Annotated in this window: 10 protein-coding genes; 3 read left to right on the forward strand and 7 right to left on the reverse strand. The window is 42.6% G+C overall.

Annotation, left to right across the window (positions count from 1 at the left end; genetic code table 11):
- Positions 1–354: 354 nt before the first annotated feature.
- Complete coding sequence (locus GXP67_RS35120; RefSeq protein ID WP_162447450.1) at positions 355–2,595, reverse strand: preprotein translocase subunit SecA; 2,241 nt, start codon at positions 2,593–2,595, stop codon at positions 355–357.
- A 114-nt stretch (positions 2,596–2,709) separates the two neighbouring features.
- Complete coding sequence (locus GXP67_RS35125; protein WP_162447451.1) at positions 2,710–3,117, reverse strand: hypothetical protein; 408 nt, start codon at positions 3,115–3,117, stop codon at positions 2,710–2,712.
- 778 nt (positions 3,118–3,895) lie between these two features.
- Between GXP67_RS35125 and GXP67_RS35130 the strand changes: the two genes are divergently transcribed.
- Together GXP67_RS35130 and GXP67_RS35135 are read left to right on the forward strand one after the other, a co-directional pair.
- A complete protein-coding gene (locus GXP67_RS35130) occupies positions 3,896–4,867 on the forward strand; it encodes an aldo/keto reductase (RefSeq protein ID WP_162447452.1) in 972 nt (323 codons plus the stop codon).
- A 99-nt stretch (positions 4,868–4,966) separates the two neighbouring features.
- Positions 4,967–5,722, forward strand: a complete 756-nt coding sequence (locus GXP67_RS35135; protein WP_232064782.1) for a helix-turn-helix domain-containing protein — start codon at positions 4,967–4,969, stop codon at positions 5,720–5,722.
- Between the two features lie 482 nt (positions 5,723–6,204).
- On the opposite strand, the gene GXP67_RS35140 is transcribed toward GXP67_RS35135, so the two are convergent.
- On the reverse strand, positions 6,205–7,920 hold the full coding sequence (locus tag GXP67_RS35140; RefSeq protein ID WP_162447454.1) for a GMC oxidoreductase: 1,716 nt from the start codon (positions 7,918–7,920) through the stop codon (positions 6,205–6,207).
- 42 nt (positions 7,921–7,962) lie between these two features.
- Positions 7,963–8,505, reverse strand: coding sequence for a gluconate 2-dehydrogenase subunit 3 family protein (locus tag GXP67_RS35145; protein ID WP_162447455.1), 543 nt, complete (start codon positions 8,503–8,505; stop codon positions 7,963–7,965).
- An 872-nt stretch (positions 8,506–9,377) separates the two neighbouring features.
- Here GXP67_RS35145 and GXP67_RS35150 point away from each other — a divergent pair.
- A complete protein-coding gene (locus GXP67_RS35150) occupies positions 9,378–11,159 on the forward strand; it encodes an arylsulfatase (protein ID WP_162447456.1) in 1,782 nt (593 codons plus the stop codon).
- A gap of 176 nt (positions 11,160–11,335) precedes the next feature.
- Here the strand turns inward: GXP67_RS35150 and GXP67_RS35155 are convergent, their stop codons facing one another.
- From GXP67_RS35155 to GXP67_RS35165, 3 genes are all read right to left on the reverse strand, one after another.
- Positions 11,336–11,710, reverse strand: coding sequence for a YciI family protein (locus tag GXP67_RS35155; RefSeq protein WP_197901609.1), 375 nt, complete (start codon positions 11,708–11,710; stop codon positions 11,336–11,338).
- A 170-nt stretch (positions 11,711–11,880) separates the two neighbouring features.
- Positions 11,881–12,432 carry a dihydrofolate reductase family protein gene (locus GXP67_RS35160; protein WP_197901610.1) on the reverse strand — a complete coding sequence of 184 codons (552 nt, stop codon included), beginning with the start codon at positions 12,430–12,432 and terminating at the stop codon, positions 11,881–11,883.
- Between the two features lie 314 nt (positions 12,433–12,746).
- Positions 12,747–13,997, reverse strand: coding sequence for an RNA polymerase sigma factor (locus GXP67_RS35165; RefSeq protein WP_162447459.1), 1,251 nt, complete (start codon positions 13,995–13,997; stop codon positions 12,747–12,749).
- Positions 13,998–14,269 lie beyond the last annotated feature (272 nt).

Below are 14,269 nucleotides of genomic sequence, written 5' to 3' on the forward strand. Positions count from 1 at the left end.
CTTTTTCTCCACTTGTACCAATAGAAGTTTGCCTGACATCAGATCTTTAATGATTTCTACCTCAAATTGTTTACAAATCCTACTTACTTACTCAAGTATTCGTCTAAAGGTGAGGCTTTTTCTCCCTTAAGAGACAATAAGCCGAGACTGATAATCTGTTTTATTTACTCCAGGCTATCAGTCCCCGATGAATAGTAAATTATTTGCTCAACATATCAATTTACTCCTATTTCAATTTTTATATAGCTTCATAAGAAGTATCACCCAACAGATATTGTATTCGATGGAAGTTTTAGTACTGGACCATACCAGTAGTTATCATTTCCAAATAAAGTTGGTTCTGCACACATTCGATTAGAACTTTAGCATGGCTAATCGACGAAGAAACCCTGCTAATGGCCTCTCAAACGGATTATCACTTACTATATAGGTCCAGGTGGCAGAAGGTCGCTTTATTTTCAAATCCTCGTCTGGTAAGGTATGCATCTGAGTAAGGGTTGTTTCCAGCAAGGAAAGTAAGTCTTGAAATAAAACATCGGATTTCTTGTAGAACTCCGTTAATGGCTCTCGGCCTGCCATTCGTTCCCAGAATATTCCTTCCCTGATTGAGGCAATATCGGTTAAGTACTCAGACCAAAGTCTGTCATATTGATACAAGATATACCCTTGTTGAAGGGGAGAAAGATTGTTATCATTTGAAAAAAGAACATACTGGCGCTGGGTAAGAAAGATTTTTCGGTGCGTTTCGATAAAAGACGAATACCGGTACAGGGTTTGGCGCATCTCATGCAATTGCCCTTCTATAATCCGTTGTGCCTGATCTATACTTTTGCTTACCGTAGTATTTTCAAGGGCTTGTTCTTGTCTGATCTGCTGATACCTCGCCGGCAATAAGCTTTTTAAATTGTATTTCACCATCAAGTCATCCTCCATGGAAATGATAAATTGGGTAGAACCCGGATCGCCCTGCCGGCCAGCTCTGCCTTTTAACTGCTTATCAATCCGGTTGCTTTCATGCCGGTTCGTTCCGATGATATGAAGTCCACCCAAGGCTATGATCCTTTCCCGATCTATGGCCTCTTTTCCACCTAAGCGTATATCTGTCCCTCGTCCGGCCATATTGGTGGCAATAGTTACAGCACTAAGCATCCCTGCCTTTTCTATAATGGCTGCTTCCCGTTCATGATGTCTGGCATTCAACACTGTGCAGGTAATACCATGCTGTTGCAGATGGGCCTGCAATTCTTCTGATTCTCTCACCGTAAGCGTACCGATTAAGATGGGCCTTCCCCTGCGGTGGATGGTGTCAACTTCCTGGAGAATAGCTTGGAGTTTAGCAGTTTTATGGGTATAAACCCGGTCTGGATGATCCTTGCGTTGATAAGGTTTATGAGTGGGAATAACCGTTACGCCTAGTCCATAGGTTTTGGCAAATTCCTCGGCTGCCTGTCTGGCTGTGCCAGTCATACCTGATACTTTTTCATAACAAGCCATCAGGTGTTGTAAAGAAATAGAATTTAAGATTCGCCCCTCAGATTGGATAGGTAATCCTTCCTTAGCTTCTACAGCTGATTGTAGCCCGTTCGGCCATTTTCTATCCTCTACTACTCTTCCGGTACATTCATCAATCAATTTTATCTGATCCCCCTCAATAATATAATCAATATCCCGGTGCAACAAGGCTTTTGCTTGTAAAGCCAGGTTGATGGCCGTAAGTAAAGGGTGCTGCTCACTATCATATAAATTCTGCAATCTGAAGTAGTGTTCTGCTTGGGTACTGCCCCATTCGGTCAGGTATACATTCCGGGCGTACTCATCTGTAAGGTAATCACGCTGCTCCTGCAAGTGAGTAACAAATCTGGCTACCTGCGTAAGATCAATGGCAGCCACTTCCAGGTTGGCTGCCAGTACTAGTGGATTTCTGGCTTCATCGATCAACAAAGCATCTGCCTCATCTACAATGGCGCAGTGCAGCTCTCTGATTACAATTTCATCCAAAGTATACGCCATGCAGGATCTGAGATAATCAAAGCCTACCTGCTTAGCTGTAGTATAGGTCACCTCACAATGATAGGCGCGCCGTTTCTCTTCCAAGGTATGCTCTTCCTCTATATACCCGACAGATAATCCAAGAAACGTATAAACAGGTAACGTCCACATGGCATCCCGCCTGGCCAGATAATCATTAAACGTCAATACATGCACCCCTTTTCCGCTCATAGCCTGCAAACAGGCAGGAAAGACAGCCACTAAGGTTTTACCTTCTCCGGTCTGCATTTCGATCACTGTGCGTTGAGACAAAGCAATGGCCGCTAGAATCTGAACCGCATAGGGAGTGATGGATAAGGTTCTTATAAAGGCTTGTATTACCAGGGCATAGAGGTCCACTAAATAAGTATCAACAGAGGGAGCTAGTTTGGCTTTGCTTTTTAAGGATAAGGCAAGGGCTTGTAATTCTGCATCTGATTGAAGAGATAATTGGTTGGTTTGCGCTAGAATTTGATTGAACTGCTCTTGATAAGGAAGCAAATTATCAGTTATGTTACTGGATTTTAATCGCTGAAAAAATGTTTTTACTTGTTGAATTGCTTTCATAGGAATGTAATTAGAATAGGCCAACACGATTAGAAAGGAATGCGTAAAGCACACACCTAACCGGGTAAAATCCCGGAACGCGTTACCTTGAGTGAAGAATGAAAAACAAAAAGGTTAGCTTATTGGCAAAGCACAGGAGGTAACTTCATCCTCATCTGCGTTTTGATGGGGAATATTAAACCTATATGTATAGCAGTGAGATGATGGACGAAAATCTATACCTCGGATCAGGGCCTTACTACCTGCTAACCGGGTAACTGATAAGAGTGATAAGCAATGGATTGAACGGTTATTGGGAAAAGTACTGGTTAGCTTAGCGTTTCCTGGATTAGAATGCAAGACAATACTAATAACCTCCAGGTATTGACATGTGCTCCCCTGGTTAACTAATTCAATGGGATATTGAGCAGGGAGTCTGTCTACATAAATAAAGCTTTCAATCTCAACCCAATCAAAGCTCAATACATGGACCACCACTGTAAACACAAGAAAAAAAGCAGTATAGGATTTTCTGTGTGCCATGCTTATAAGAAGGATGTGGTATGGTGAGACAATATAGGATATTTAGAAGGAATATTTTCTATGTTCATGATCTATTTTGCATCCATCAAAAGGATTGTATGCTGCAACCAATTCAATTGCAGTAAAAAGAGATAACAAAGCTTTTCGATGGATGCTTACAATTCCGTTCATCATTGAAACCATAAAAAAGCCAATCAACATTGCTGTAAGCCGAGGCTCTACTCCTGATATCACCATTTAAATGAATTACCAGGCACTCTGGAATGCTTAACAGGAAATATTTAAACTTTTATCTTGAGTTTTCGAGCCGTTGCCTTGCTGTACTTATACAAAACAATCGGTTTACAGAATGGTTGTAAACTGAGCAAAGGTCTTTAGCTTGCTTGTTGCTGTTTGGTTTGGCTCTGTTTCCTGTTTAAGGATTGATCATGGGAGCAAACCAAGATTACTCCTTTTTAGTTACAGCTATGAGTGGATTTTAATCAAATTGCAAGTTTCGCCCTTTCTATTAACTGAAGAATTAAAGCCCAAAAGATCCTGATCTTTCTTACTAACCTATGGCTGAAGACTGGCTGCCTAACCTTCTCAACTATGCCCTTAAAACTATTTTTTAGATAGAAACTGCCATTTTTCTCTCTGGTTGTAATGAAGGCTTTTAATACTATGGTTAAATTAAAAAAGCAAGATGAGCCATGCAGACAAGTAAATTGAGCCGTAAAAGAAATTGGCCATCAGATATAAAGCCCATCTTTGTATCATAATATATAAAATATAAACCATGAAAAATATAACAAAAATAACTCTTGGTAAAAATGGACCAGTTGTATCTAAACTTGGATTAGGCTGTATGCGCATGTCGTCTGTTTGGGGAAGCCCGGTAAATGACGAAAGCGAAAGTATAGCTACCATTGGGATGGCTTTAGACAGTGGCATCAATTTTTTAAATACCGGAGACTTTTACGGCAGCGGCCACAATGAGCTGCTGGTAGGAAAAGCCATCAAAGGCAGAAGGGAGGATGCCTTCATTAGTGTTAAATTTGGCGCTATCTTTTATAACGGTCAATGGTTGGGTATGGACCTGCGTCCAATAGCCATCAAGAATTTTATCAACTATTCTTTGGTGCGTTTGGGAATAGAAACGATTGATCTTTATCAGCCATGCAGATTAGATAACAGCGTTCCGGTAGAAGATGTAATTGGAACTGTTGCCGACCTGATCAAAGAAGGAAAGGTGCGTTACCTTGGGGTGTCTGAGATCACGGCAGATCAACTCCGCAAAGCCCATAGTGTATATCCGGTAACAGCCCTGGAAATAGGCTATTCACTCGCCGACCGGCAAATAGAAACCGACCTGCTTCCAACGGCCAAGGAGTTAGGCATTGGCGTAGTGGCCTTTGCCAATACAGCCGAAGGGTTGCTTACAGGTACAATGAAAGCGCCGCTTGCGGCCGATGACTACCACGCCCATTTTTCGCGTTTTCAGGGGGATAACCTGACAAGGAACCTGGAAAAAGTTGAAATGTTAAAGCAGATGGCAAAGACAAAAGGGTTCACCCCAACACAACTCGCAATCGCCTGGGTAAATGCACAGGGCGAACATATTATGCCATTGGTGAGCATGAGCCGCAGATCTCGCTTGCCGGAGAATATCCAGGCGATGGAGATCGTTTTTACTCCGGAAGAGATGAATACTCTTAACACCCATTTTTCATCAGGTGCCATACTTGGCAGTACTTATCTGCAAAGATAAAAGAGAGGCATAAGTGCCCTCTCTTTTTTATAACTTTACATCATGACGAATCCAGCTGAAATAATTCCCGGGGTCATCTTTTATTCTTATAACTCTGCTATGCGAAAGGAAAAAGTCGGCTTCCTTACACACCATACCCTCGTATTGCAGGTTTCCGGACATTTTACATTGGAAACATCCGTGCAGAAAATTTCAATGAGCAAAGGTGAAATGTTGTTGATTGGCAAAAATCAACTGGGGCAGATCACCAAAACTCCGCAGCCCGATCAATATTACGAAACAATCGTCATCTCCTTGCAGGAGGAACTGCTCAGAACAATTGCCCTGGAGGAACATATAGAGACACTGCAGAAATATGTAGGACCACCAAACATCCTCCTTCCGGCAAATGAGTTTTTGAAAGGCTACTTTCAATCTGTACTGCCCTATGTCCGCAATCCGGTAGAATCACTAACGAATGAAATAGGAATTCTCAAAGTGAAAGAAGCGGTAAAACTACTGCTGCATACCATGCCAAGGCTCCGTAACTTATTGTTTGACTTCTCGGAGTCCTACAAAATTGATCTGGAAAAATTTATGCTTAGCCATTTTCATTACAATATTCCGGTTGCAGAGTTTGCTCAACTAACTGGGAGAAGCCTGGCGGGGTTTAAGCGTGACTTCCAAAAAACATTTGGTATGTCGCCTCGGCATTGGTTGCAAGAAAAAAGATTGGCTGAAGCCAGGCATCTTATAGAAAACAGAAACAAAAAACCATCGGTGATTTATCTTGAACTTGGTTTTGAAAGTCTATCTCATTTCTCGCATTCATTTAAGAAGAAGTTTGGAAAGGCGCCTACTGAGTGGCTATCTTAAAGCGACCTTAGTACAGGTTATTGGCAGACTGAAACAGGTGATTTTATTGCATAACATGAATACTACAACAAAGCAGGCAATAGTAAGTGATAGGCAGGCAAAATTCAGCAACTATTATCGGATAACTTTGCAATGCAAGGTCGGAAACGACACTTCTCTTATTGAATCTTTCTGAGCGAGAAGAGTTCTCACTTACAAACGCAGGTTAGCAAGAGATCAGAATTAGAATCCAGATCTTTTTAAGTTACTACAATAGGAAGTTAATATGATCACTATTTATAAGCTAAAATAAGTATGGTAAGTAAATTTCTTTGCCACATACTTATGAAAACTGGAAACCTTCAGGTTTCCAGTTTGATTGCAGGTTCAGTATTGAGTTTCTTAGAAATGTGAGGCAGCAGAAAAGATTACATTCTTCTCTTTATGAGAGAATACTTAAAGAAACAGGAAACCTATTTGTAAACAAAAATTAGCAGTTTCATTTATATCCTGCGGGCTTTTAATTCACCAACAGCGAAATCGGCAGCCCGGGCAGTGATAGCCATATAGGTCAGTGAAGGATTCACACAGGAAGAAGAAGTCATGCAGGCTCCATCTGGTACAAATACATTCTTCACGGCATGTATTTGATTAAACCCATTTAAGACAGAAGTCTTAGGATCTTTTCCCATGCGGGCTGTTCCCATTTCATGGATGGATTGCCCGGGAACTGAGCCATTATCATAGGGCTTAACATTGGATAATCCGGCTTTTTCCAGCATTTCCTGTGCATCATTGAGCATATCCACCCGCATCTTTTTCTCGTTTTCTCCATACTCCACATCAAACACTACCATCGGCATACCATGTGCATCTTTTTTATTTTTGTCCAGGTACATGCGGTTGCGGTATTGTGGCAGGTGTTCGCCATAGCCTACCAGTCCCATCGTCCACAAACCTGGTTTCATCAACTCTTCTTTCAAGGAGGTACCAAATGCATATTCGGCTACTTTGCGTTGCCATCCCTGCCGGCCCCCTCCGCCCTGATAGCCAAAACCCCGCAGGTAATCGCGTTTGTCATTCCCAATATTGCGATAGCGGGGGATATAAATACCATTGGCCCGCCGCCCGTAGTAATAGCGGTCCTGTCCGCCTTCCCACTCCCCGGTTGCACCAATCCGGAAATGGTGGTCCATCAGGTTGTGGCCTAATTGACCAGAATCGTTGCCCATGCCTTCCGGAAAACGGTCGGACAGCGAATTTAGCAAGATAGCCGTTGAGCCTATGGCACTTGCACAGACGAAAACGATTTTTGCAAAATATTCCCGTTCTTCCATGCTTACCGCATCAATCACCCGTACACCGGAGGCGCGTTGTTTCTTTGCATCATAGATCAGGTTGGTCACCACAGAATCCGGCCGTAGAGTAAGGCGGCCTGTCCGCATGGCCGGAGGCAGGGTAGTAGACTGCGTACTGAAATAGGCGCCATATTGGCACCCACGCATACACATATTGCGGTACTGGCAGGCAGTCCGGCCATTGTCAATATGTATTTTCCTGATCTCAGATAGATTAGCTGTCCGGCCCACTGTCATTGTGCGGCCCGGGAAGCTTTGCTCGATCCGCTTCCGTACTTCTTTTTCAATATAGAACAACTCCATAGGCTGAAGAAATTCACTGTCGGGCAGTTGAGGCAGACCAAGTTTTTCGCCGGAGATACCGGCTATCTTCTCTACATATGAATACCAGGGAGCCAGATCTTTATAGCGCATCGGCCAGTCGACCCCAACCCCATCTTTGGCATTTGCTTCAAAATCAAACTCGTTAAAGCGGTAAGACTGCCTGCCCCAGGTGATGGATTTCCCACCCACCACACTTGCCCTTACCCAGCGGAAAGGTTTTTCTTTGATGTAGGTGGAGTCAAAATTTTCCATAAAATAAGGGGAGATACTTGGTCTAACGGCACTTTCCGGAGATACTTGCGGAAACCTGGCGCTGAGTTCAGTAGTCAGCCTTCCGGCCTCACTTTTTTCCCAGGGAGTCTGCATAGCTTCTGTGTAACCGGTAACATGCTCTAGTTGCCTGCCTCGCTCAAGCATAAGTACACGGAGTCCTTTTTCGGTGAGTTCCTTGGCTGCCCATCCCCCACTTACACCAGAACCAATAACAATAGCATCGTAGGTATTTTCAGCAACAGCTTTTATATTCAGATTTGACATAGAATTTTTCTTAATTAAGGGTAGATAAAAGGACTGCCATTTTCAGAGAGACCAGGTTCGTTGACTGGGTTCTAAAGGAATATCCCCTTGAAACTTGCCGGGAACTGGCAGGTATTGCAGCACCTGGGTGGCGCCTATCTGGGAGGTAAAAAAACCAACAACAGTTAGTTCTCTTAAACCCTTGAAGAAATCATTTTCCTGTCTGGCAATTTTACCCATGATTTCGTTTTGTTGCGTGCGATCCAGTTTATTAAAAGACTTGCTATATGTAGTCTGGCTCAACGTGTTAATCTTTTGCAAACCTTGCAAAAACTTATCCTGTTCCTCTTTGGCTGTACAGTCCTGGATTACCCGGACAATAAACTTACCGACACCAGCTTTTTTTGCTCCGGGATTCTCCGTCTCAGGCATGATTACGTCAGCCAGCTCAGAGATAAGTTCTTGTTGATCTGTAGGAATATCGATTGCGATGGAATTGATTTTTTCTCCCAGTAATGCTGCCTGGGCGGGAAGAGATAGTGTTCCTCCCAAAAGGATAGCCAGCTTTTGCAGAGCTTCCCTCCGGTGCATAAGTAAGTTTGCCATATGCTGCTCAATATACAAAATAAATTATGTGAACTATTGAGATATTGTTCTATTTTTTCATGATATATTACCATAGGTTTATGGTTTCTATCTTAGCAAGCTTATAACATCATTGATAAATAATATATAATTATTGTTGATATCCTTCAATTAACCATATTTTACCTTGTAGCCTTACTGCTTTATTGCTATCATGCTGATGGCTGAAAAAGCAGTGGGTCCATCTTTTCTTTATTCTCACTTGGCTAATGCTTCCCATCTATGTGGGATCTTTAATAAAACAATTGCTCCTGCTATCCGGATTGGTGGTGGCTTCCCCAGAACCTGATTGAGCAGGTAACCCGCCTACGATGTTTAGTGGACAGGCAGCGATAACAATTGCTGGAGAATGCCATAGCTAGTTTGTTAAAGAATGGGGATATCACAAGGCATCTGAAAAGAGTCAATAAAATCTATCATCAGCAAAGGGATTACGTGTGTCAACGCTTGCATTCTTATGACTCTGGATGTAGTGAGCCAATCACATATTGTGCAGCCCTCTATTTTTTGAACAGACTTTAAGAAAGAAATCTGTTTATCTTGTAGGCTTAGCTAACCAGTTACCTGAGAGAGGCAAATGTCTAAAATTATTTTATACATTCTTCAAACTCAACTTATTGTACCTTTTATTGGAAAAACCATAGCATAGTTAAACTAATAAAAGTTAATAATTCTATTTTTATAATTGAATAGGTAAATAGATTTTGTTAAAATTTCCGAATTTAAAAGACTTTTCAACTTGATTGGAATCATGGCAATGTAAAGCTATAGTAAAGGTAGAAAAGTCAAAATACCTATAATGTAAAGATTTACAACACACTTAAAACAGTCTGATGAGATCCTTAATTATTCTTATTTGTATCCTGGTACTGATGGCAGGCACATTTTCAGGTTGCAGTAGAGCACATAAGCAGGCAGATACAACCCAACAGCCAAATATCATCATCATTATGTCTGACGATCAGGGGTGGGGAGATTTAAGTCTTAGCGGCAACAAAAATCTACATACCCCTAATATAGATCTTCTGGCTGCAAAGGGTGTACAATTTACACATTTCTATGTAAGTCCGGTTTGCTCGCCTACCCGTGCTGAGTTCCTGACAGGCCGGTATCATACCCGTTCTGGCGTGTATAGTACATCAGAAGGAGGTGAGAGGATAAACCTGGACGAAACTACCATTGCCGAGGCTTTCAAAAAGGCTGGATATGCCACGGCTGCTTATGGAAAATGGCACAATGGCATGCAATACCCTTATCATCCCAATGGGAGAGGATTTGATGAGTTTTACGGATTTTGCTCCGGCCATTGGGGAAACTACTTCAGCCCTTTACTTGAGCACAATGGAAAACTGGTGAAAGGAAAAGGTTTTATCGCAGATGATCTGACAGAAAAAGCGATGAGTTTTATTGACGGGAATAAAAGCAAGCCTTTTTTTCTATATATACCCTATAACACTCCCCACTCGCCCATGCAGGTGCCTGACCGGTGGTGGAATAAATTTAAAGATAAAGAACTGCAAATGAGAGCAGAGGATGCTGAGGCAGAAGATATCAATTTTACACGGGCGGCATTAGCCATGTGCGAAAACATTGATTGGAATGTGGGACGTATTATAAACAAACTGAAAGAGGTAAACCTTGAAAAAAACACCATTGTCGTATATTTAAGTGACAATGGGCCCAATGGCTGGCGATGGAACGGAGGCATGAAAGGCCGAAAAGGCTCCACAGACGAAGGAGGTATCCGCTCGCCGCTTATTATCCTATGGCCTGAGAAAATTGCCGCCGGCTCCCATATTGAGCAAATTGCCGGATCTATTGATTTATTTCCTACACTGGCAGATTTGGCGGGAATACCTTACCAGACACCAAAACCGCTGGATGGCGTAAGTCTCAAGCCCTTGTTGCTACAACAATCACAATCCTGGAATGAGCGTCTGCTTTTCTCTCATTGGGATGGCCGGGTGAGTGTCAGAAATGAGCAATACCGCTTAGACCACCAGGGGAAGCTTTTTAATATAAGAAATGATCCGGGACAGGAAAAGGATATTTCGGCAAAAGAACCACAGATGGCCGCTCAGTTAAGAAAAGCTGTAGAAAGCTGGAAAGCTGAAATGCTCCCAAACTTAACCGATGATAAGCGGCCATTGCCTGTTGGACATTCAGATTTCAACTATACGCAATTGCCTGCCCGGGATGGCAAACCGCATGGTAGTATAGTAAGGTCAAATCAGTATCCCAACAGTTCCTTTTTTACGAACTGGAAAAGTTTAGATGATCGCATCACATGGGAGGTAGAAGTACTCACTACTGGTAATTACACGGTAGAAGTATATTATACGTGTCCTGCAAAGGATGTGGGTTCTTCCTTTCAATTATCTTTTAATCAAAACAAGGTAGCGGGAAAAGTTACCCAGGCACAGGAACCCTCGCTGATAGGTATGGAAAATGACCGGGTAGAGAGAATGGAATCTTATGAGCAAGCTTTCAGATCTATGAAAGTGGGCACTATCCATTTGGAAAAAGGCAGAGGCAACTTAACCTTACAGGCACTACAAATTCCGGGCTCCCAGGTAATGGACTTCAGGCTGCTTATGCTGACTAGAGTAAACTAAAGAAGTATAGATAGAATACCTTTATTTTTTCTAACAGACTCCAGAAGAAAACTTTATTGATTTTAAAGTCCATCTCCATGCTAAATAATTATCCAAAAGAGGAAGTAGTGGCTACTACAGTTAAGCTAATTCCTGTTTCTATTGACCAGAATTTTTGTAACCTTACTTCTGATTATCTACCCCTTCCTTCGCCTTTCACTCTCTTCAATCAGAGCTGTCAGATCGGCGGCAGGCCGGATTTCCCAACTACAACCACCTCTTCCCAGGCGGAGAGAGGGATGCTTTGACAGCAGGCGGATGGCATGATTAAGATCGGTAGCTTCAAGTATCATGATGCCTCCTATTTGCTCTTTGGTTTCAGCAAAAGGGCCATCGGTTACGGAAATCTTACCACTACTCCACCTCAATGTGGTAGTATTCAAGGCACCTTGCAGCGCCTCTCCCCCTACAAAGTGACCATTCTTCCGAAGTTCATTATCATAGATAAAACACTCGTCCGTATAGGTATTCCGTTCGCTTTCTGATAGGGTTTCCCAAACTTGTTCATTCATATAGCCAAGGCAAATGTATTTCATAATGATCTTTTTAGGTATATTTATTACATGTTCTGTTTAGCTTTATCTAATCGGAGGCATCTCTGAATTGTGATATGCCTCCGATTAGATAAATTGACCTTCTATGACCTCTTCATACGATATTATCACATACAAGCGGTTGGTTATTATTGTCTGTCCAATACGTAATTCAGTTCAGTTACTCCGCAGGTAAATTGCCGGGTAGTCAACAGGTTTAGTTTTATTTTGTCTTTGATATCTGCAAATAAAGGAATGCCTCGTCCAAGAATAACGGGATTCACAAATAGCCAGTAGCCGTCAATTAAGTTCTGTTGTATTAGGGAATGTGTGGCTGTCGGGCTACCAAAAAGCAATATGTCTTCACCTGCCTGTTGTTTTATTTCATTTATTCTGTCCGAAAGGTTGTCGCTAATTATATTTGTATTCGTCAAGCCGGCATCTTTCATTGTTTTTGATACAACAACTTTGCGAACTTTTTTATACCACTTTGAATGTTCAATGTCGTGCTTGGTGGCTGCCGGTTTGTCTGCTGCAGTTGGCCAGTAATTTTCCATCATCTGATAAGTTACCCGTCCATATAAAGCCGTATCGCCTTCGCTTATCCGCTTCCCGACATAATCAAAAATTTCTTCATCCACTTTAATCCAGTCCATTTCTCCGTTGGGTCCTGCTACAAAACCGTCAAGTGATATGTGCATAAATGAAATTATTTTTCTCATATAGTTCTTTTTTATGGTTGTCTATGGTTTGTTATTTTCTTTTTACAATGACTCCTGGAGCGATTGGATTGTCAACACTTTGATATAGCGCCCATATCCGTCAAGCGAGATGGAAAAATAGTCAATCCGGACTGGCGTCATTTTCATACCTTCGTTGTTTTTCTCAATGGTCTTTTTGTTTTCAGTCATGTTATGTTATGGTTTATTTGGGAATAAGTTATTTGTGTTCACCAAATAGTCGAATAGCAGATGAGTAAATCGACAAACAATTTTATTTTTTTCATTTTGGTGAATTACCTTCCCAGTTCTCTAAGTTTTCGTTCGATAAACCGTCGTTCAGGGTCTTGTTTTACGAGGGCAAGGGCACGTTCCCAGGATGCCCGAGCTTGGTTTGTCCGGCCTGTTTTCCGGTATAGTTCCGCCCGTGCCGCGTGTGCCAGTTGATAGTCGTTTAACGCTCCGCGCTCAAGAATCGCATTGATCAACTGCAATCCTGCTTCAGGACCGTTGTGCATAGCGATGGCAACCGCACGGTTTAATTCAATAACCGGAGAGGGATTCATGCGCAACAACAAACTATACAGCCCGGCAATCTGTGCCCAATCTGTAACATCGGGACCCTTTGCCTCTGCATGTAGCGCTGCAATGCCTGCCTGCAGGGTATATGGTCCTGCCCGCTTAGATGAAAATGCCCTTTCTGTCAGCAACAATCCCTCCTCTATCATACCTTGATCCCAAAGCGAGCGATCCTGGTCTTCCAAAAGAATAAGATCTCCTGTCGGTGTGGTGCGGGCATGTCGGCGGGATTCGTGCAGCAGCATGAGGCCAAGCAATCCAGTCACCTCAGGATCAGGCAGCAAATCGAGCAGAAGGCGCCCAAGGCGAATCGCTTCGTTTGAAAGATCAACGCGTGTTACTGATTCGCCGGATGAGGCAGAATAGCCCTCATTAAATACCAGGTAAATAACCTGGAGTACGGCCCCGAGCCGGTCTGGCAATTCCTGTTCCGGAGGTACTTCGAAGGGTATGTTTGTCTCACGGATTTTGGCCTTGGCACGCACGATCCGCTGGGCCAGGGTAGATGGGGTAACGAGAAAAGCCCTGGCAATTTCTTCAGTTGTCAGATCACAAACCTCACGAAGGGTCATACCCGTATGTGCATCGGGCGACAGAGCAGGGTGACAGCAGGTAAAGATCAGGCGGAGCACATCGTCTTCAATCTCTTTGTCAACCTGTTTAGAAGGATCGGCAGTCTCAGCTTCCATTCGCTGGACTTGTTGTAGCTGCAAGGGGTCAAATTTGGATTGACGCCGGATAGAATCGATTGCTTTAAAGCGGCCTGTGGAAACAAGCCACGCCCGTGGATTGGAAGGAATGCCTTTTTCACTCCATTGCTCAAGGGCTGCCTTAAAAGCATCATGCATAGCGTCTTCTGCAAGGTCAAAGTCTCCAAGCAAGCGAATCAGGGTAGCAAACACAAAGCGTGACTCATTCCGATAAATCTCGCCCAGAAGTTGAGGAATATGTTCCGGATAATTTTGCATAGGGGCATGTTATTTTTTAGTGTATTGTATTCACATTGCTTCTCTTTTCCGGCTAATTTCAGCTATCTCTTGGGGCTATCGGTTGCCATTAAAGGTAGATCTTCAAGTGTCAGGGAAGCCTTATAACAAATAAGTGTTTTATGTGAAATATGAGCAAAAAATAAGGATTTGAAGATAGATAACCAATGAAAGGCTACTGTGTTCAGACAGATGATATAAAAAATTGAACCTTTATACCTATAAATCTTCTAATTATCTAAAAAAGAATTATC

Origin of the sequence: Rhodocytophaga rosea (assembly GCF_010119975.1) — a bacterium.
GTDB lineage: Bacteria > Bacteroidota > Bacteroidia > Cytophagales > 172606-1 > Rhodocytophaga > Rhodocytophaga rosea.

Excerpts from the sequence above, each read along its gene's own strand:
- GXP67_RS35120 (WP_162447450.1), bottom strand. The coding sequence starts at position 2,595 with ATGAAAGCAATTCAACAAGTAAAAACATTTTTTCAGCGATTAAAATCC.
- GXP67_RS35125 (WP_162447451.1), bottom strand. The coding sequence starts at position 3,117 with ATGGCACACAGAAAATCCTATACTGCTTTTTTTCTTGTGTTTACAGTG.
- GXP67_RS35130 (WP_162447452.1), top strand. The coding sequence starts at position 3,896 with ATGAAAAATATAACAAAAATAACTCTTGGTAAAAATGGACCAGTTGTA.
- GXP67_RS35135 (WP_232064782.1), top strand. The coding sequence starts at position 4,967 with ATGCGAAAGGAAAAAGTCGGCTTCCTTACACACCATACCCTCGTATTG.
- GXP67_RS35140 (WP_162447454.1), bottom strand. The coding sequence starts at position 7,920 with ATGTCAAATCTGAATATAAAAGCTGTTGCTGAAAATACCTACGATGCT.
- GXP67_RS35145 (WP_162447455.1), bottom strand. The coding sequence starts at position 8,505 with ATGGCAAACTTACTTATGCACCGGAGGGAAGCTCTGCAAAAGCTGGCT.
- GXP67_RS35150 (WP_162447456.1), top strand. The coding sequence starts at position 9,378 with ATGAGATCCTTAATTATTCTTATTTGTATCCTGGTACTGATGGCAGGC.
- GXP67_RS35155 (WP_197901609.1), bottom strand. The coding sequence starts at position 11,710 with ATGAATGAACAAGTTTGGGAAACCCTATCAGAAAGCGAACGGAATACC.
- GXP67_RS35160 (WP_197901610.1), bottom strand. The coding sequence starts at position 12,432 with ATGCACATATCACTTGACGGTTTTGTAGCAGGACCCAACGGAGAAATG.
- GXP67_RS35165 (WP_162447459.1), bottom strand. The coding sequence starts at position 13,997 with ATGCAAAATTATCCGGAACATATTCCTCAACTTCTGGGCGAGATTTAT.